We start from the raw sequence: 19,939 nt of genomic DNA on the forward strand, positions 1-19,939 counted from the left end.
ATGTTCGGCCCCACCTTGTGGCTCACCCTGGCAACGTTGACAGGCCTTGCCGCGGGGTTCGCACGCGAGTGGCTGCTGGTCGCTGCCTGGGGCGCAGGTGGGCGCAGCGACGGGTTTCTGGTGGCCATGTTTTTACCCGAAGCGCTGCGCATGGCGTTGGCCGCAGGCTTGCTGAGTGCCGCCGCCCTGCCGCTGTATCAACAACGCTCGCGCACTGAGCAACGTGCCTGGCTCAGCGCGCTGGCCCCGCGTTTGCTGCTGTGCGGGTTGCTGCTCAGTGGCCTCTTGGGTTTGGGTTCACTGCTGTGGGTACGCCTGATCGGCCCCGGCCTCGACAGCCAGGGTTATGCGCTGGCGAGTGACAGCTTGCGGATTCTGGCCTGGTGCGCGCCGGGGTTCGTGCTGCACGGGCTGTTCTGTGTTCCTTTACAGGCCCGTTCAAGGTTTGTGCTGGCCGGGTTGGGGTCGCTGCTGTTCAACCTGCCGCCGGTGCTTTACCTGGCGCTGCTCAAGCATGATGCCACCGCCCAGGGTCTGGCCTGCGCCTGCGTGCTCGGCAGCCTGCTCATGCCCTCGGTGCTGTTGTTGCCGCTGTACCGCGACGGCTGGAAGCCTTGGCACATCCAGTCCGCGCCCGGCGCCAGCCGCGAACTGTTGCAACGCATCGGTCCTTTATTAAGTAGCAATCTGGCAAGCCAGGGCCTGGCGTTGCTGGAGCGTATGGTCGCGTCACTGTTGGGCGAAGGTTCTGTGACCTGGATCAACCTGGCGCGCAAGCTGATCAACCTGCCGCTGATTGCCCTGATGAGTCTCAACCAAGTGTTGCTCGGTTTGATGAGTGGCAGCGCGGGCGAACAGCGCTTGGGGCTGCTGCGCAAAGGACTGGCCAGCGCCACCTTGCTGACCGTGCCCGCCGTGGCCGGGCTGATTGGCGCAGCCGGCGCATTGGTGCATTTGCTGCTGCCCAACCAGGCGGCGGACAGCCCCTTGCCCACGTTGCTGGCGTGGTTCTCGGTCCCGTTAATGTTTGGCGCCTGGAATGCCCTGCTCGCGCGTTATGCCTATGCCGCCGGGGACACGCGCATGCCGCTCAACTGCGAGCTGATCGGCAGCTTGCTCAATGCCCTATTGCTGGCCGTGCTGCCGTACTTTTTGGGGTTGATCGGCATCGCACTTGCCGCTGTTGGCGGGGTGATCCTTACGGGCCTGCTGCTGATGCGTCGCCAACAATTGTTTTCGCTCGTACCGTGGCGCAGCCATTGGTTACTCGGGCTGGGCATGATGCTGTTGTCCGCCTTACTGCTGCACCCGCTGCACAATATCTGGCTGCAATTGGGCCTGAGCACGGCCTTCGGCGCGCTGCTGATGCTGGCGATGGCGATGTGGTTGCGCCCGTGGCGCCCTGATAAACCGGAGGTTCAATGACATCGCCCCTCAAGGTGGCCTGCATCATCCCGACCTATAACGGGCGCCATGAACTGGAGCGCCTGCTGGATTCGCTGGGGCGCCAGAGCGCTGAATTTGACACTTTTATCGTCGATTCCAGTTCGCGTGATGGCACGTTCGAGCTGGCCGGGTCGCGCTGCAAAAACGTGTTGCGCATCGACAGCAAAGACTTCAACCACGGCGGCACGCGGCAACTGATGGTTGAGCGCAACCCCGGCTACGATGTGTGCGTCTTCATGACCCAGGACGCCTACCTTGAAGACCCGGATGCACTGGCCGCAATTGTGCGCCCGTTTTCTGATCCTCAGGTGGGGGCCGTCTGCGGGCGGCAACTGCCGCATCTGGACGCCGTGCCCTTGGCGCAACACGCGCGGCAGTTCAACTACCCGCCCACGTCCCACGTCAAAACCCTCGCCGACGCGCCGCAACTGGGACTCAAAACGGCGTTCATGTCCAATTCGTTTGCGGCCTATCGACGCGAGGCACTGCTGGCTGTCGGCGGCTTTGCGCAGCACGTAATCCTGTCGGAAGACATGTACGTCACCGCCAAAATGCTGCTGGCGGGCTGGAGCGTGGTGTATGAGGGGCAGGCGTGCTGTCGCCACTCGCACAATTACACCCTCAAGGAAGAGTTTCGGCGCTACTTCGATATTGGGGTGTTTCAGGCACGTGAGCCGTGGATACGGCAAGCGTTCGGCGGTGCCGGGGGTGAGGGATTACGCTATGTGAAATCCGAACTGACGTTTTTGGGGCCGCAAAGGCTGCTGAGCTGGCCGGCTTCACTGGTGCGCAACGCCGTCAAACTGGGCGCTTACAAACTGGGGCAACAGGAACATCGCCTGCCCCATCACTGGAAGAAAAAACTCAGCATGAACCCACGCTATTGGGACGGGCCATTTGCGTGAGCACTCGGCTGCGAGTCTTAAATATTCAAAAGACCGCAGCCTTCGCCAGCGCCTAAGTGCGTTTGTGCGCGGGTCAGCCCAGCACTTCGCTCAGCGGGATAAAGGCGACCCCATCGCCTTCCACCAGCGTGCTTTCTTCCAGCACCTCTACCAGCCCTTCGGCCCATGCTGCACTGCGCAGTACACCCGAACTCTGGTTTTTGTAGATCACCGCTCGCCCTTGCTCCAGACGCCCGCGCAGGTATTCGCGGCGGTTGCCGGGTTTGGACCAGACAAAACCGGCAGGCACTTGAAACTTGAGGGGCTCCACCGCCTGCACACCCTGACGGCGCAATAAATAAGGGCGCGCCAGCAGCGCAAAGGTGACCAACGTCGACGCTGGATTACCCGGTAACCCAATCACCGGTACGCCGCGAAAATGCCCGCAGATCAGCGGTTTGCCAGGTTTGATTGCCAGTTTCCACAGCGCCAGCTCACCCGCTTCGCGCAGGGCGATACCCAGGAAGTCGGCTTCGCCCACCGAAACCCCACCGGTAGACAAAATCAGGTCCACCGCGCCCAGTTCTGCCAGGCGCTGACGGGTCGCAGGCAAGTCGTCCGGCAAGATGCCTGCATCCAGCACTTCGCACCCCAGACGGGTCAACCAACTGCACAGCAGCACGCGGTTGCTGTTGTAAATCTGCCCCGGCCCCAATGGCTGACCCGGCTCGATCAACTCATCCCCGGTGGACAATACGGCCACCTTGACCCGGCGAATCACCTCAAGCGTGGCGCAGCCCAATGACGCAGCCAAGCCTTGCTCAATCGGTCCCAAACGCGTGCCCGCCGGTAAAACCACTTCACCGACCGTGGTCTCCTGGCCTTGTGGCCGAATGTTTTGCCCTTCGCGCAGTGCCTGTGTGAACAGCACCCGTCCGTCGGCCTGCACCTGAGCGTTCTCTTGCATCTCGACGCAATTGGCGCCCGCAGGCACGGGTGCCCCGGTAAAGATCCGCGCGCACGTGCCGCAGGCCAAAGCCTCAGGCGCCTGGCCGGCAAAGATGCGCTGGCTGACGCTCAAAGGCTCACCGCTCCAGTCGGTCAGGTTCAGCGCATACCCGTCCATTGCACTGTTGGGCCACGGCGGCAGGTCAAGGCTCGACACCAGGTCATGGGCCAGCACACGCCCCTCGCACAAGGGCAATGCCAGCACCTCGGTGTCGCGAATCGGCGCCGCTTCGGCCAGCGCCAGCAACCTTGCCAGCGCCACTTCAACGGGCATCAGCTCGCCCGTACGGCCCGGCTTACCCACGGGGTGGGCAGGCCGCTGCCTGTTTCAAATGGGCCACGAAGTTACACGGGCGATGGCGCGAGTCCAGTTGCTCAGCCAAAATCCCGTCCCAACCCGTGCGCACGGCATTGGTCGAACCCGGCAGGCAGCACACCAGCGTGCCATTGGCCAACCCGGCCAGCGCGCGCGATTGAACCGTTGAGGTGCCGATATCGACGAGCGAGATATGACGGAACAATTCGCCAAAGCCATCAACGTGTTTGTCCAGCAGGCAACCCACGGCTTCAGGCGTGCTGTCGCGGCCAGTAAAACCGGTGCCGCCGGTGATCAACACCACTTGCACTTGATCCTCAGCAATCCAGTGAGCGACTTGGGCGCGGATTTTGTAGAGGTCATCCTTGAGCAACACCCGTGCCGCCAACTGATGGCCCGCCTCGCTCAGGCGGTCGACAAATACTTGGCCCGAGGTGTCGGTTTCAAGTGTGCGGGTATCGCTCACTGTCAGCACAGCGATGTTTAAAGGGACGAAAGGCGCATCAACCTTGGCTTTCATAGACGAGGTCCAGTTGTAGGAAGAACAGCCCGGTGTTATATCACAGCCCTTCTTTTGCCTGACTGCGCGGAGTCAATTCATGAGCCAGTTCCACTGTTCAATCTTGCTGCTGGCGGGCGGGCGGGGCCAGCGTATGGGCGGGCAGGACAAAGGGTTATTGCGCTGGCAGGGCCAGCCCTTGATCAGCCATGCCCAGCGGGTGGCGCGGCCATTGACGGATGACTTGATCATTTCTTGCAACCGCAATCACGCGCACTACGCCGCCTATGCGGACCAGGTGGTCAATGATGGCAACGATGATTTTGACGGGCCGCTGGCCGGTATCCGCGCAGGACTGGCCGTGGCTCGGCACTCACACCTGCTAGTGCTGCCGTGCGATGTGCCCCGCATCGACACCGATCTGATCCGTGCCCTGTTCGATACGGCGCGCCTGCGTCCCGAGCAACCGGTGATGGTGCGCCACGGCGAACACTGGGAACCGCTGCTGTGCGTGATCCCCGTCGCACTCAAAGGCGCATTCGACACCGCGTGGCAAAACGGTCAGCGCAGCCCGCGCAACATCATGCTTGAGCTCAATGCACAGGCTTGCGTGTGCGCGCAGAATGATCCCCGGCTGCTCAACGTCAACACCCCGGATTTACTCGAACTAAGCCAATAGCTATCCTTGCGCCACTAGCCAGGGAACTTGCAGACGATGTATACGTCTCAGGGACAGCTACCCATTACGTACATTCATTTGTTGGAGAAACACAATGACTCATCGGACTCTCGCCGCCCTCATGCTCACTGCTGGCCTGGCCGCCCTTGCTGGCTGTGCGTCGCCAACCGTGATCACTCTTAACGACGGTCGTGAAATCCAGGCAATTGACACGCCTAAGTACGATGAAGATTCGGGCTTCTACCAGTTCAAGCAATTGGACGGCAAAGAAACCCGTATCAACAAAGACCAGATTCGCACCGTTAAAGAGCTGTAAGGCTTATGCGTTAAAACAAAACCCGCCCCGTGCGGGTTTTGTTGTTTTGGCGGGCCAGACGCTTACCACGCCAGACGGATGCGGCTTTCAAAGTAACGTTCTTCACCGCTAACCGGATCGATAAAACGCAACGCCTTGGCCAGCAGCTTCAAGGGCTTGGCGTAGTCATCCACGGCATCCTTGATCACCTGCGGATAGAACGGGTCGTTGCAGATCCCCGCCCCCAACGCCGCCATGTGCACGCGCAGCTGATGTTTTTTGCCGGTGACGGGGTACAGCGCATAACGCCACAGGTCACCGTTTTTCTCACTCACATCGACCAGGGTTTCAGTGTTGCTGTCGCCCGGCCCTTCCTGCATGCGAAAGAACGGTTCACCGTCTACCAAACGGCTTTTATGTACACGCGGCAGCTCCAGTTCAGGCAAGGCAGGCGCGATGGCTTCATAGCGTTTTTCGATCTTGCGTGTCGGAAACAGCAACTGGTAAGCGGAGCGTGTGGCCGGGTTGGCGGAAAACAACACCAACCCCGCCGTGTGTCGATCAATGCGGTGCAACGGCACCAAATTCGGATTGTCGAGCGTACGAATCAGTCGGCGCAACAGGGTTTGCTCGACGTATTCACCGGCCGGGGTCACTGGCAGAAAGTGTGGTTTGTCAGCCACCACCAAATGTTCATCGGCATAGAGAATGGTCTCTTGGACCGGAATCGGCGTTTCGTTGGGCACTTCACGAAAATAGTGAATACGCAGGCCTTCCTTGTAGGCCAGCTGCGCACTGATCGGCGCGCCGTCAGCATCCAGCACACGACCGCGCGCCAGGCGATCAAGCCACTGCTCACGGCTGATCGCCTGAAAGTGTTCACACAAGCAATCAAGCACTGTCAGCCACTTACCGGGCGGCAGGTAGAGGGTGCTGGCTTGATGCTCGGCGGCGTTAAAGCGCTGGGTCGACATAAAAAACTCGGGCAGTAAAAAGCAGCCGGGGATTATCGCCCACCGAGCCTGTTCACGAAACCGTCTGAGGAGCAGCCCGCGGCCTATATGAGGAAGCTCACCACCTGTTCAGCCTCAAAAGGCCAGTCCAACTCTGCGCCTGTATCGACCCGGCGCAACACCGGGATGCGCAGGGCATAGGTTTGAACTTGCCCCTCGCACTCTGCGATATCGACCAGCTCAACCAACAAGCCCCGTTCGACAAACGGCATTAACACAGCTTCAGCGACTTCGCACAGGTGGCAGCCAAGGGTGCCCAGCAGTTCACATTCGGGGTACATAATTCACGACCTGAAAAATAGCCGCCATTCTAGGAGCGTTGCCCTAGGACGTCGACCCGCAGCCCAGGTACGCCTGTCATTTGGCCGAGTCGGGTTGGCCAGCCGCACGTTTGAGCGCAAAGGTGCGATTGCAATACGCCGTGGCCCAATCCAGCACCGGCTTTTCGAAAAAACGGTACGCCAACGCCCCGTAACAGATCACGGCACTCATCATCAGCAGCAGAAAAAACAGATTGTCCCAAATGCTGTCAGGCCATGCGCCGATACGCTGCCACACATGCCCGATCACGCCCAACACCAGTAAGTGCGACAGGTAAATCGTGTAAGACATATCACCTGTGAAGATCAGAAACTGCGGCACACGAATCAACTTGCGCCGCTCCAGCAGGACCAGCGAACCAATCAGCGCGCCAAAAATAACCCCCACCGACAACATGCGCAGCAAGCCTTCGGTGAAGAACAGCTTGAATACGTAAATCAACCCAAACCCAACGGTCAAAGCAGCCATCAAGGTTGCCCAGACCCAGGGCGTTGGCACCTTGACGCTGTGCTTACTGTAAAAAAACAGTGCCAGAGCGCTGCCCATGATGAATTCCAGCGCGTAAGGGTGGAGCATGATTTTCAAAGCCGGATTGAAGTCTTGCCAGTTGGCCAACAGGTTGAACGCAATCAGCCCGCACGCCCACAACGCCAGCAATATCGGCAGGTGTTTTTCTTTGAATAACAACAACCCCGTAAACACCAGATAGAACCACAACTCAAATACCAGCGACCAGGCCACCATCACCAGGAGCACTCGATCATTGGGCAGCAATAAAAACGACATCAAGAGATTGGAGCTGCCATGCGAGGTATTGACCACGCCCGGCAGCGCCAAAGTGACGCCCAGGGTGATAAAAAAATACAGCCAATAATTAGGGTAAATGCGCGACAGCCGATTAAAAGCAAAACGCTGGGTTTGCACCGCGCTCTGAAAGCGGCCACGGGTCACAATCACCATGACAAAGCCACTGATCACAAAAAAAAGATCAACCCCCAGCTGGAAGAATTCGACCAACGCTGGCAATAAAAGATCACCACCCGAATACTTCGCCTCAACTGACGCCATGTGGAATAACACCACTCCCAAAACGGCAGCGCCTCTCAAGCCTTGCAGGGAATACAGACGTTCCATAACGCTCCTGACGACTACGCTTGCCCAACATCCAATTAAGTAGCTTGGCTGTGAGCATAGCGAAGGACCGTGATTTTGAAATGTTGGCGTTTAATCATGATGTGTGTCAGCGCAAGCCCCTTTGAATTACTGGAAGCTCGCGACTTTTTTTATTCAAACAGACAAGGAAGACCTGCGTGTTTGCCAATTTGTTAATCATCCTCGCCTCCTCACTGGTGGTGATCGCCTTTTTCAGGCGGTTAAAGCTGCCTCCAGTCCTGGGCTATTTGTGTGTCGGGCTGTTTGTCGGGCCTACCGCTCTGAACTGGATCAACGACAGCCCGGACCTGCCTGACCTGGCTGAATTGGGGGTGGTGTTTTTGCTGTTTTCATTAGGGCTGGAGTTTTCGCTGCCCAAAATGCTGGCGCTGCGCAGGGTGGTCTTTGGCCTGGGCAGCCTGCAAGTACTGTGCACCTCGCTGGTGTTGGGGAGCCTGCTGTACGCATTTGGCATGAGCCTCAATGCCGCCTTTTTACTCGGCGCCGGGCTGGCGCTGTCGTCCACGGCCATCGTCAGTAAAGAGCTGACCAGCCTCGGTGAAATTTTCAGTCGTCATGGCCAAAACGCGATTGGCGTACTGCTGTTCCAAGACGTGGTGGCGGTGCTTTTACTGACATTGGTTCCTGTGTTTGCAGGCAGCAGCGAGCAAGCCTGGTACTGGGCACTCCCCATCACCTTGGGCAAAACGGTGATCCTGTTTGTCGGCTTGCTATTTGCCAGCCGCTTTCTGTTACCGCGCCTGTTCCACGAAGTAGCCGCCTCGCGCTCCGCCGAACTGTTTGTGTTGCTGGCACTGGTCATCGTGCTGCTCACGGCATGGCTCACCCATTTATTGGGTTTGTCGCCCGCACTGGGCGCATTCTTGGCGGGCATGCTGCTGGGTGAAAGCCATTACCGCCATCAGATCGAAGCGGATATCCGCCCGTTCCGCGACATCTTGCTGGGGCTGTTCTTCGTCAGCATCGGCATGCTCATCGACCTTCAACTGTTTGTGCATGACGGCTTTTTGATTCTGGGCCTGACCTTGGCCTTGCTCTTGATCAAAGGGGGCGTGGTCGCTGTGCTGGTCAAGTTGCGCGGCAGCGATGGTGAAACGGCCTGGCGCAGTGGTCTGGCCCTGGCGCAGGGAGGCGAGTTCTGTTTTGCACTGATGGCACAAATGCAAATCAACTCGTTGATCCCGCCCGAGATTGCCAGCTACCTGTTGGCCGCGACCTTCTGCTCGATGTTGTTGACGCCCCTTTTACTGCGCGCTGCACCGCAGATCGCCGCCAGCTTGCACCGCAAGTCCAACGAAGAAGCCGAGCTTGAAGAAATCGCCGCGCAGAACGCTGAACTGCACGGCCACGTGGTGATGTGCGGTTATGGGCGGGTGGGTCAATCCATTGGCCGTTTCTTGCGCAGTGAGCATCATGATTTTGTGGCTTTGGACTACGACCCGGATCGCATTCAAGAAGCCGCCAAAGTCGACAGCTGCGTGCATTACGGCGACGCCCGCCGTGGTGATCTGTTGCGCGCTGTCGGCCTTGACCGGGCGCGCCTGCTGGTCATCGCCGTAGACAACACTGAGGTGGCCATGTGCGTGCTCAAAGAGGCTCGCCTGATCACACTTGATGTGCCGGTACTGGTCAGAACCCGTGACGACAGCCAATTGGCTGAACTGAAGGCCGCCGGGGCGACCGAAGTGGTACCGGAACTGCTGGAATCCAGCCTGATGCTGGCGTCTCACGCCTTGATTCTGCTTGGCCTTTCTGAAAAAACCGTGCGCCATCGAGTGGATGAAGTGCGGCATAACCGTTATCACTTGCTGGAAGGCTGCATTGAAAACCCTGATGCACGCGAGAATCAGGGGTTCACCCGCGAAAATGAATAATTTAAGGTAAGGTTTTTCTCTGATTGAAGGTCAACGCCTCTAACGCCTGCGTCAGCAAGTGAGAGAAATGCAGTGAACCTTCAATCAATGCCTACACTCGAACCATCATCAAGCCGCTTACGGAGATTCACATGGCCCGCACTACAGCAAAGAATGCTCAAGAGATATTGATGGCTGACTTCCAGGCACTGGTGGCAGACACCGAAAGACTGCTGGAACACACCGCGTCCCTGGCGGGTGATCAAGCCGATGAGCTGCGTGCCCAAATCAAGGAGAGCCTGCTCAAGGCCCGCGAGTCGCTGGATGAAACCAAAGAGACCCTGCAACAGCGTGGGCAGGCAGCCGTCGTGGCGACTGAAGACTACGTTCAGGCAAACCCGTGGCAGTCGGTTGGCATTGCCGCCGGCGTCGGCTTTTTGATTGGCCTGTTGGCTACCCGGCGCTGATATGACAGAAGAATCCGGCTCCCCTCGTTCCTCACCGCGGCGCCTGGGTGCCGCGTTTCTGGGCCTGCTGCACAGCCATGTCGAGTTATTGGGCATCGAGTTGCAAGAACAGAAGGCACGGACTGTCAGCCTGTTACTGTTTGCCGGGCTGGCCTTGGTGTTTGGCCTGTTATTGCTGATCGGGCTGTCGGCGCTGGTGCTGATTCTGGTCTGGGACAGTTATCGCCTGACCGGCATCATCGGCCTGTGTGTGTTTTATACGTTAGCGGCGATTTTCTGCGGCCTTCGTCTTAAAGCAGCGGTGTTCGATGAATCCTCTCCTTTCAATGCCACGCTCGAAGAGCTGGCCAAAGACCGCGAGCGTTTATTGCCATGAGCAGCCTGCCTGAAATGCCGCAAAAAGCGTCACGCCGCGAGATGCGTAAAGTATTGATTCGCTTGCGCATGGAAATGCATCGCCAGGAAATTCGCCATGAAACCCAGCAGTTGCTCCAGCCTTTGCAAAAAATGCGCGGGATGACCAGCAACTGGCAAGAAAGTCTGGGGATCAAACACGCGCCGTTGTGGGGGGTAGGCGCTGTCACCCTGTTGGGCTTTTTGACCGGTAAAGGCGCACGTTCCAAAGGCAGCGGTCGCATGTCGCGCCTGATCGGGCTGACGACCGGTCTGCTGCCACTGATCAAACTGGTCATCCAGAGCTCCGCCCGCAAGCCTTGAGGCGATGATTGCATCACCCGTTGCACCTGACTGTGTAGCCGTTGACGAATGACACGAGGCTCCGTTCGAGCGCGTAGCCGTCGTAGAACCATTGAACCCGGTGCGTCAAAGACACCTTAGCCACCGGGTCTACGGCCGCTTCGCGCTCGATCGTGGCCTCGTGACTCGACAGTGAACGCAGGCTCAAGTCCCCACCTGATCCGGCTTGCACGCTCGCGCGTGACGCGAGAAGCTGCGTGCACAGTCACTGACGGAGCACTGCGCCTTGGATTGGCAAACTCTACTTAACCGCGAACGCCTCGGAAAACCTCATCACAGCCCTGAAGAACTGGGACGCAGCCCTTTTCACAAAGACCATGACCGAATCATCTTTTCAGGTGCTTTTCGCCGTCTGGGCCGAAAAACCCAAGTTCACCCCGTCAATAGCAATGACCATATCCACACCCGCCTGACCCATTCCCTTGAAGTCAGCTGTGTGGGCCGTTCATTGGGCATGCGTGTAGGTGAGACGCTTCGCAGCGCCCTGCCCGACTGGTGTGACCCCGGTGATTTGGGCATGGTTGTACAGTCGGCCTGCCTGGCCCATGACATTGGCAACCCGCCCTTCGGGCACTCGGGTGAAGACGCCATCCGTAACTGGTTTCAACAGGCCGCAGACCGTGGCTGGCTCGATGATATGAGTGATGTCGAGCGCACCGACTTTCTGAGCTTTGAAGGCAATGCCCAAGGTTTCAGGGTGCTCACACAGCTGGAATATCATCAGTTTGATGGCGGCACCCGCCTGACCCATGCCACCTTGGGTACCTTCCTCAAATACCCCTGGACGGCGCGTCATGCCGATTCGCAAGGTTACAAAAAGCACAAGTTCGGTTGCTATCAGAGTGAACTGCATCTGCTCGAAGGGATCGCCCACAAACTGGGCTTGCCGCAACTCGAAGAAGAACGCTGGGCACGCCATCCTCTGGTGTATCTGATGGAAGCTGCGGACGACATCTGCTATGCACTCATTGACCTTGAGGACGGCCTGGAAATGGACTTGCTGGGATACCGCGAAGTCGAATCCCTACTGCTGGGGCTGGTGGGTGATGACTTGCCAGAAACCTATCGCTTGCTCGGCCCTCAAGACTCCGAGCGACGCAAGTTGGCCATTCTGCGTGGCAAAGCCATCGAACATCTGACCAATGCCGCTGCGCTCGCCTTTGTCGAGCAACAACAGGCACTGCTCAACGGCACGCTGCCCGGGGATCTGGTCGAGCATATGCACGGCCCGGCAAAACGTTGCGTGCTGGATGCCAAAGACATGGCCCGCAAAAAAATCTTCCAGGACAAGCGCAAAACCCTTCACGAAATCGGCGCGTACACCACGCTGGAAATTCTCCTGAATGCCTTTTGCGGCGCTGTACTTGAGCAACATGGCGGGCGCACGCCTTCGTTCAAAAGCCGACGCATTCTCGATTTGCTGGGCAATAGCGCGCCTGACCCCTACTGGCCATTACACCGTTCATTTATGCGCGTCATCGACTTCATTGCAGGCATGACGGACAGCTATGCCACCGAGATGGCAAGGGAAATGACCGGGCGCTCAAGTCCGACTTGAATTTGAGTCTTGGCCCTAACAGGGCTGGCCTGAATCCTACAGGCTAGCCCTACAACTACTTCTCAGAAACGCCTACACACACTCTTAATTAAACATCGTTAAACAAGCACAAGTAGCAAACAGCAAAAGCGCTTGTAGTACTTTTCCCAACCCGAACTAAACACCCCATTCAACAGCACAAACAAAACACTAAAAAAACACTCCACCCCTCATTACCTTTCCACTCACAACGTTAACAAATCGTGCTCTTGCGCCTTAATTTACGTAGGATTTTTCCCATACTACGTTTGTAGGCCCGCGGGTTCGTGTGCCCGCTCATATAACTGAGCTATGGTGCGCGCTTTCTATACCGCGCTTAACAGGAATTAATTATGACCACCGTCTTTATAGTTGACGACCATCCGGTTATCCGACTGGCAATTCGTATGTTGTTAGAACATGAAGGTTATGAAATAGTCGGCGAAACCGACAATGGTGTCGACGCAATGCAAATGGTGCGTGAATGCGTGCCCGATTTGATCATTCTCGACATCAGCATCCCTAAACTCGACGGACTGGAAGTGCTCGCACGTTTCAACGCCATGAATTCAACCCTTAAAACATTGGTCCTGACCGCCCAGTCCCCTACTCTGTTTGCCATGCGCTGCATGCAATCCGGTGCGGCGGGGTATGTGTGCAAACAAGAAGAACTGAGTGAACTTGTCAGTGCAATAAAAGCCGTATTCTCTGGCTACAATTATTTCCCCAGCCAAGCCTTGACTCCTGAGCGACATGAGGATGGCGACTGTTCAGAAATCGAGTTATTCAAATTAGTGAATGACCGCGAACTCATGGTTCTACAGCTTTTCGCACAAGGTAAAACAAACAAAGAAATCGCCAAAGGAATGTTTTTGAGTAATAAAACAGTGAGCACTTACAAAAAAAGGCTCATGCAAAAACTAAAAGCAAACTCATTGGTTGATCTTATCGAACTGGCTAAACGCAATTCTTTAGTGTGAGAAACACGATGCCCACGCGGTTACTACATCCTTTATCACTGATCACCGGCTTACTTTTATGCTGGTCCATGCTGGCTCACGCCACCGGCAGTGACAACTACCCATTGCTGAGCCGCTCGGGCATCTCTTACCTGGAAGCCCCGCTCGATAAGAAACAGCGCAAATGGCTACAGGAAAAACGCGTATTGCGGGTGGGCATTTCTTCTCCGGACTATCCCCCTTTTGATATGACTACCAGCGGGCAGGATTACGAAGGTTTCACCGCGGACTACATCGGCCTTCTGGCCCAGGCACTCAACGTATCGATCAACGTTCAACGTTTTACAACACGAGACGAGGTTATCCAGGCCCTGGAGCAAGGCAACATTGATTTGCTCGGCACCTCGAATGGTTATGAAGCCGCCAATCAGAACCTGTTGCTTTCAATTCCCTACGCCGTTGACCAGCCTGTTCTTGTTACGCGCGAAGGAGAAACCCGCTCCTTGACCCAGGGCCTGGAAGGCTTGCGTTTGAGCATGGTTTACCACTACCTGCCACTCGATGAGGTCAAAAGGCTTTATCCCAAGGCCATTATCCAGTCATACCCTTCGTACCAAAATGCGATAAACGCGGTGGCGTTTGATCAGGCCGATGTGTTTCTGGGCGATACGCTCTCCACGCATTACATGATCAACAAGGGCTATTTGAAGAACATTAAAATGGCGAATTTCAGCAAACATGAAGCCTATGGCTTCAGCTTTGCTGTTCGTCGTGATAACCGCGTCCTGCTGGATATCCTCAATTCCACGCTTGAGGCCATCCCCAACAACGAGCGCCAAAACATCGCCAAACGCTGGAGCGCTGGCAGCGACATATTGCTGACTGACCAAAAGCTCCAACTGACCGAACGTGAACAGCGCTGGCTGGCTAAACATGCCGTGGTCAAGGTCGTGGTTAACGAAACGCTGGCGCCGCTGAGCTTTTTTGATGCCGAGGGTAATTTTCGCGGCATTACCGCAGACCTGCTGGAAATGATTCGCCTGCGCACCGGGTTGCGGTTCGAGATCCAGCGTACCCGCAGCCTGAGCCACATGATCGACATGATTCAGCGACATGAGACCGACATTATTTCTGTGATCAGCCCATCGGTATCGCGCGAGAACAAACTCAACTTCAGTCGTCCCTATCTCGAAAACTCATTTGTCCTGCTGACTGCAAAAGGCATCCAGCACCCTGCCAACCTGGAACAACTGGCAGGCAAACGCCTGGCGTTGACCCAGGGTAACCCGCTAACCGGCTATCTTCGCAAAACGTTCCCAGACATCACGCTCGTCGAAACCGACGATATCTATCAAGCGACGCAATTGTTGTCGGAGGGCAAAGTACAAGGGGCCGTCAATACTCTGGTCATTGCCAATTACTTGCTGGCGTCACAACTGTTTCAGGACCGCCTGCAAATCAGCGCGACGATTGGCACCCAGCCCGCCACCTTTTCCCTGGCCACGGCCCGCGATGCCAGCGAGCTAAGCTCGATTCTCGACAAAGCACTGCTCAGCATTGCCCCGGATGAGCTGGGCATTATCAACAGTCGCTGGCGCGGTTATGTGCCCGCCTCTGATAGCTACTGGCGTAATTATCATCGCTTGATTTACCAGATCATCATCGGGACCACCCTTTTACTGCTGCTGTCATTGGTCTGGAACGCTTACATGCGCCGCCAGATACAGCAGCGAAAACAGGCTGAGCGCGCCCTCAGCGATCAGTTCGAATTTATGCGCGCCATGGTCAATGAAACACCCCACCCCATTTATGTGCGAGACCGCCAGGGCATTCTGCAAACCTGTAATGACAGTTATCTGGAAGCCTTTTGCGCCAAGCGCGAAGAAGTCATCGGCAAAACGGTCATACAAACTCGCAGTGCCATCAGTAATGAACACGAAGCCCGGGACTTTCAGGCTGACTATCTGCGCGTTATACGCGAAGGCACGCCACTGATCATGGATCGCCAATTGCACATCGGCGATCAGATCATGACCATTTACCACTGGATTCTTCCTTACAGGGATTCGCTGGGTGAGGTGCAAGGCATCATCGGTGGCTGGATCGACATCAGTGACCGCCGTCAATTGATGGACAAACTGCGCTCCGCCAAAGAGCTGGCTGATGAGGCCAACCGCGCCAAAAGTACGTTCCTGGCGACGATGAGCCATGAAATCCGTACCCCCATGAATGCGGTTATAGGCTTGCTGGAACTCACGTTGAAACGAGCGGATAAAGGCCAGCTCGATCGACCTTCAATTGAGGTGGCGTACAACTCTGCCAAAGACTTGCTGGAGCTGATTGGCGATATTCTTGATATCGCCAGAATCGAGTCGGGCCGGCTGAACCTGTCAGCTGAGCGCGTCAACTTACGCGAATTGGCCAGCTCCGTTATTCGGGTGTTCGACGGTTTGGCACGGCAAAAAAATCTGACCCTGTCACTGATTTTCACTCCGGAGCATAACGCCCCGGATGTACAGGTCGACCCTCTGCGTTTTAAACAAATCCTCACCAATCTGATCAGCAATGCCATCAAATTCACAGATCGCGGTCATGTAACACTGACATTGAACCTGCTCCCCACAGACGCCCCGGATCAGGTTCAGGTGCAGCTCAGCGTGCAAGACACAGGCATTGGTATCAGCAGCAGCGATCAGGCGCGCCTGTTTGAACCTTTTTCCCAGGTAGAAAACAGCGGCCAGTTTGCCCTGGGGGGCGCAGGACTCGGGCTGGTGATTTGTAAAAGCCTGTGCGAAATGATGGGCGGCACGCTGACGCTGAGCAGCCAACCTACGGTGGGCACACGGGTTCAGGTCACCCTGAAAGTACCGTCTCTGGCGCCCAGCCTGAGTCAGACCGCAAAAGAGCCGGAGATCACCCACAGCACACGGACGCTCAATGTCCTGGTTGTGGACGATCACCCGGCCAATCGCTTGTTGATGTGTCAGCAATTGGGCTTTTTAGGCCATGTGTACACCACGGCACAAAACGGGGCCGCCGGGCTTGAACTCTGGAAGCAAGGGGGGTTCGACGTGGTCATTGCTGATTGCAATATGCCCGTCATGAATGGCTATGACTTGACCCGCGCGATTCGACATATCGAACACATTGACCAGCGAGTGCCGTGCACGATCCTGGGGTTCACCGCCAACGCCCAACCAGAGGAGCGTCTCAACTGCCAACAGGCAGGCATGGACGACTGCATGTTCAAGCCCATCAGCCTCACATTGCTCTGCAAGCGTCTGAACGAACTCAAGCCTGTCTACGCCGAAGTCGCATTCAATGTTGAAAGCCTTTATGCGCTGTCAGGTGCAGACCCCATCAGGATCAAGCGATTGCTCCAAGAGCTGTTACACAGCAACCGCGCTGACCTTGAGGCGCTGCGCATACTGCGCGCAGACGAAGGGCTGGACGGCTTTACTGAATTGGCCCACAGAATTAAAGGCGCCGCACGTATTGTCGGGGCCGTGAAATTGATTGAGCGGTGTGAAGCGCTGGAAACGGCCAGCCCCGACACCTTGCAACACGCCTGTGATGAGGTCAGGCATGCCATGGCGTCACTGGAGCAAACGCTGCTCAATGAACTGGCCAAGCTTGCCGAATAACCCAGGCGTCACCCTGCACAAAAAAAGGCGCTCGTGAGCCTGGCCTAACTATGCTTACAGGGACCAGCGCACTCCTATCTGCGGGGACACCTTGTATGCCCAAAACTGGGTCAGCTAAAAAGCGCCAATTTCCGCTGCATGTCCATATCAGCGTGATGTTCACGCTGTTGCTGGTATTGCTGGGTGTGGCCTTGGGCGTTTTTAACTATGTGCAAACCACCCGGATCATTCTCAACAGCAGCCAACAGGTGTTCAGCCAGATAGAACAGGATGTGCAGCAAGACTTGCTGCACACCTACCAGCCAATACGCCAAGCGCTGAACCTGCTTTCACTCGGTACCGATGGCACTACCGATCAATTCGAAAGCCGGATGGCATTGTTGAAACCGTTTGTACAAACACTCAATGACAACCCGGCACTCGCCGCCCTTTATCTGGGGGACAACCAAGGGAACTTCTTTCTGGTTCGCCCTTTACGTAATCAAGCAACCAAGAACCGCCTGAAAGCACCGCAACAAGCCATGTATCAGGTCTGGAGCATTCAACGGTCGGGGCTACTGAGCGCAGTTGAGTCGAAAATTCTGTTTTTTGATGAGTCCCTGTCGCTGCTTGAACAACGCAATAAAGCCGATGAAACCTACGACCCACGTGCCCGCAGCTGGTTTATTCCGGCGCGGGGCATCACCGACCAACTCACCACCAGCCCCTATCTGTTTTTCTCGACACGCGAGGTGGGCACTACATTATCCCGTCGCAGTTCGGCCAAAGCAGTGATCGGAGCAGACCTCACGCTTTCTCAACTTTCCACCACGCTGGCCCGGCACAAGGTTACGCCCGGTACAGAAATCGCGTTATTTGATGACACAGGCCAGGCCGTTGCTTTCCCTGATTACCAGCCGTCACTGGCCGACCCTGAGTCCACTCACCTGTCCCGCGTTGAGCAACTTAGCCCCGCATTCGCGGCCTTAACCCGCCAAGGCATCGACCACGAGCATCGCCTCCAGGCAGACCAACGCCAGTGGATCGTCTCACAGGCCAGGCTGACCGATGGTGGACTGAACGGCTTGTATCTGACCCTGATGGTTCCTGAAGACGAACTGTTGGGCGATGCTTATCAACTGCGTTGGGAAGGCGCAATTGTCACACTGGCGATCCTGCTGCTGTGCCTGCCCTTAGGCTGGTTAATCTCGCGGCTGTTGGTCAAACCCCTGCGTGCCCTGGTGCAAGAAGCCGAAGCGATACGCCGTTTTGACTTCAATTACCCCGCGATTGAGCACTCACCGGTGCTTGAAATCGACCAGTTGGCCGCCTCCATGCGCCGCATGAAAGAGACCTTGGCCAGTTTTTTTGAGATCACCGCCAGCCTGTCGGCGCACACCCGCTTCGAACCGCTGCTGCAATCGGTGGTGCGCGAAACCATGAAGATTGCCCAGGCGCAGGCTGGACTGATTTATCTGACCGAAAGTGAGGGGCCTCATTTCGCCCTCAAAGGGTTGATCATTAACGATCAACCTCGCGACTTGAGCACATTGACTCACCCCGCGCTGAATGCTCAGGAGCGCGAATATCCGCCCTGGTTGCGTACGCTGCATGAAGGCAACGACAGCGTGGTGTGCACCCTCAGCCATGCACAGGCCGGTGACTTGCAACCCGTGATGCAGGCGTTCGACAGCCAAAGCGTGCACCTGATCGGGATTCGTCTGCACAACCGTCATGGCGAGACCGTGGGCATCCTGGTGTTATTACTCAACAACAGCGGCTCGCGTGAAGACCAGGAGCACCTGCGCGCCGACCGTATTGCCTTCATCAAGGCCGTCTCGGGCGCGGCGGCGGTTTCTATTGAAAGCCAGCGCCTGCAAGCGCGACAAAAGCAGCTGCTGGACGCCTTCATCCAATTGCTGGCCGGGGCGATTGACGCCAAAAGCCCTTACACCGGCAGTCATTGCCAGCGCGTGCCCGCCCTGACCTTGATGCTGGCCCAGGCGGCTGCCGCCAGCCAACACACCGCATTTGCGCACTATCAACCCACCGATGAAGAGTGGGAAGCGCTGCACATCGCGTCCTGGCTGCATGATTGCGGCAAGGTCACCACGCCAGAATACGTGGTCGACAAAGCCACCAAACTTGAAACCCTGTACGACCGGATCCACGAAATACGCACCCGTTTCGAGGTCCTCAAGCGCGATGCCTGGGTCAGCTATTGGCAGGGCAAGGCTTTGGGTGCAGACGAGAAGCAACTGGCTCAAGCCCGTGACGCCAGCCTGGGCGCACTGGACGATGACTTTGCCTTTGTTGCACGCAGCAATCTGGGCAGCGAGGCCATGGCCGAGGTCGACCTGGAACGCTTGAAGACGATTGCCCTGCGCACCTGGACCCGCACGCTGGATGATCGGCTGGGCGTGTCATGGGAAGAAAACAAACGCCAGGCAACCCGAACGGAGCAAGCGTTACCGGTGACCGAATCACTGCTGGCCGACAAGCCGGAACACCTGTTCGTACGCAACGAGGCCGAATGCATGGAGCCGGACAATATATGGGGCTTTCAACTGGACGTGCCTGCGTACAAGTTCAATCGCGGCGAGCTGTACAACCTGAGCATTACTCGGGGCACCCTGACCCGCGAAGAGCGTTACATCATCAATAACCACATCGTGCAAACCATCCTCATGCTCAAGCACCTGCCCTTCCCCAGCTACTTGGGCAACATTGCTGAAATAGCGGGCGGGCATCATGAAAAAATGGACGGCACCGGTTATCCGAAACGGCTGAAACGCGAAGAGATGAGCCTGGCGGCACGCATGATGGCGATTGCCGATATCTTTGAGGCGTTAACCGCGTCCGATCGACCGTACAAACGCGGTAAAACCCTGAGTGAAGCGCTGAGCATCATGGCAGCCATGTGCCACGATGCTCATATTGACCCGCAATTGTTCGCGCTGTTTATGCACGAGCAGATCTATATGCAGTATGCCCAGCGCTTTCTGGCGCCTGAGCAGGTCGACAGCGTGGAAGTCGACGTGCTGCTACGCAAGGCCGGGCTGGGCCCATAG

At 56.8% G+C, this 19,939-nt stretch carries 17 protein-coding genes; 12 read left to right on the plus strand and 5 right to left on the minus strand.

Annotated features, from left to right (window positions below; genetic code table 11):
* Window positions 1-1,425, plus strand: a complete 1,425-nt coding sequence (locus GYN01_RS03150) for a lipid II flippase MurJ (RefSeq protein WP_203306578.1) — start codon at window positions 1-3, stop codon at window positions 1,423-1,425.
* Complete coding sequence (locus GYN01_RS03155) at window positions 1,422-2,351, plus strand: glycosyltransferase family 2 protein (protein ID WP_203306579.1); 930 nt, start codon at window positions 1,422-1,424, stop codon at window positions 2,349-2,351. Before GYN01_RS03150 ends, GYN01_RS03155 begins: the two co-directional genes overlap by 4 nt.
* 73 nt (window positions 2,352-2,424) lie before the next feature.
* Here GYN01_RS03155 and GYN01_RS03160 read toward each other — a convergent pair whose 3' ends face one another.
* Both GYN01_RS03160 and moaB read right to left on the minus strand, forming a co-directional pair.
* Complete coding sequence (locus tag GYN01_RS03160) at window positions 2,425-3,612, minus strand: molybdopterin molybdotransferase MoeA (RefSeq protein ID WP_203306580.1); 1,188 nt, start codon at window positions 3,610-3,612, stop codon at window positions 2,425-2,427.
* Window positions 3,613-3,634: 22 nt separating this feature from the next.
* Window positions 3,635-4,174, minus strand: coding sequence for a molybdenum cofactor biosynthesis protein B (gene moaB, locus GYN01_RS03165; protein ID WP_203306581.1), 540 nt, complete (start codon window positions 4,172-4,174; stop codon window positions 3,635-3,637).
* Between the two features lie 79 nt (window positions 4,175-4,253).
* On the opposite strand from moaB, the gene mobA reads away from it, so the two are divergent.
* The gene (gene mobA / locus GYN01_RS03170; RefSeq protein ID WP_048365132.1) at window positions 4,254-4,832 is read left to right on the plus strand and encodes a molybdenum cofactor guanylyltransferase MobA; all 579 of its coding nucleotides are present in this window, start codon (window positions 4,254-4,256) and stop codon (window positions 4,830-4,832) included.
* Window positions 4,833-4,926: 94 nt separating this feature from the next.
* The gene (locus GYN01_RS03175; protein WP_048365131.1) at window positions 4,927-5,148 is read left to right on the plus strand and encodes a YgdI/YgdR family lipoprotein; all 222 of its coding nucleotides are present in this window, start codon (window positions 4,927-4,929) and stop codon (window positions 5,146-5,148) included.
* 62 nt (window positions 5,149-5,210) lie between these two features.
* Here GYN01_RS03175 and GYN01_RS03180 read toward each other — a convergent pair whose 3' ends face one another.
* The 3 genes from GYN01_RS03180 to GYN01_RS03190 all read right to left on the minus strand — a co-directional run bounded on the left by GYN01_RS03180 (window position 5,211) and on the right by GYN01_RS03190 (window position 7,595).
* Window positions 5,211-6,101: a pseudouridine synthase gene (locus GYN01_RS03180; protein ID WP_048398727.1), complete on the minus strand. Its 891-nt coding sequence runs from the start codon at window positions 6,099-6,101 to the stop codon at window positions 5,211-5,213.
* Window positions 6,102-6,184: 83 nt separating this feature from the next.
* Entirely contained in the window at window positions 6,185-6,421 is a 237-nt protein-coding gene (locus GYN01_RS03185) for a glutaredoxin family protein (RefSeq protein WP_048398725.1), read from the minus strand.
* 76 nt (window positions 6,422-6,497) lie between these two features.
* The gene (locus GYN01_RS03190) at window positions 6,498-7,595 is read right to left on the minus strand and encodes an acyltransferase family protein (protein WP_203306582.1); all 1,098 of its coding nucleotides are present in this window, start codon (window positions 7,593-7,595) and stop codon (window positions 6,498-6,500) included.
* 176 nt (window positions 7,596-7,771) lie between these two features.
* Between GYN01_RS03190 and GYN01_RS03195 the strand changes: the two genes are divergently transcribed.
* The 8 genes from GYN01_RS03195 to GYN01_RS03230 all read left to right on the plus strand — a co-directional run bounded on the left by GYN01_RS03195 (window position 7,772) and on the right by GYN01_RS03230 (window position 19,939).
* Window positions 7,772-9,508, plus strand: coding sequence for a cation:proton antiporter (locus GYN01_RS03195; RefSeq protein ID WP_048365127.1), 1,737 nt, complete (start codon window positions 7,772-7,774; stop codon window positions 9,506-9,508).
* A gap of 131 nt (window positions 9,509-9,639) precedes the next feature.
* Entirely contained in the window at window positions 9,640-9,954 is a 315-nt protein-coding gene (locus GYN01_RS03200; RefSeq protein ID WP_048365126.1) for an ElaB/YgaM/YqjD family protein, read from the plus strand.
* Window position 9,955: 1 nt separating this feature from the next.
* Window positions 9,956-10,330, plus strand: a complete 375-nt coding sequence (locus tag GYN01_RS03205) for a phage holin family protein (protein ID WP_048365125.1) — start codon at window positions 9,956-9,958, stop codon at window positions 10,328-10,330.
* Window positions 10,327-10,671 carry a hypothetical protein gene (locus GYN01_RS03210; protein ID WP_048365124.1) on the plus strand — a complete coding sequence of 115 codons (345 nt, stop codon included), beginning with the start codon at window positions 10,327-10,329 and terminating at the stop codon, window positions 10,669-10,671. The genes GYN01_RS03205 and GYN01_RS03210 overlap by 4 nt, the downstream gene beginning before the upstream one ends.
* 265 nt (window positions 10,672-10,936) lie before the next feature.
* Complete coding sequence (locus GYN01_RS03215) at window positions 10,937-12,268, plus strand: deoxyguanosinetriphosphate triphosphohydrolase (RefSeq protein WP_048365123.1); 1,332 nt, start codon at window positions 10,937-10,939, stop codon at window positions 12,266-12,268.
* A gap of 371 nt (window positions 12,269-12,639) precedes the next feature.
* Window positions 12,640-13,266 (plus strand): response regulator transcription factor, encoded by a 627-nt coding sequence (locus tag GYN01_RS03220; RefSeq protein WP_048365122.1) that lies wholly within the window; start codon window positions 12,640-12,642, stop codon window positions 13,264-13,266.
* A gap of 8 nt (window positions 13,267-13,274) precedes the next feature.
* The gene (locus GYN01_RS03225; protein WP_203306583.1) at window positions 13,275-16,889 is read left to right on the plus strand and encodes a transporter substrate-binding domain-containing protein; all 3,615 of its coding nucleotides are present in this window, start codon (window positions 13,275-13,277) and stop codon (window positions 16,887-16,889) included.
* A gap of 95 nt (window positions 16,890-16,984) precedes the next feature.
* A complete protein-coding gene (locus tag GYN01_RS03230; RefSeq protein ID WP_048398704.1) occupies window positions 16,985-19,939 on the plus strand; it encodes an HD domain-containing phosphohydrolase in 2,955 nt (984 codons plus the stop codon).

Source organism: Pseudomonas weihenstephanensis (assembly GCF_016812185.1).
In the GTDB taxonomy this organism is placed as follows: Bacteria; Pseudomonadota; Gammaproteobacteria; order Pseudomonadales; family Pseudomonadaceae; genus Aquipseudomonas; species Aquipseudomonas weihenstephanensis.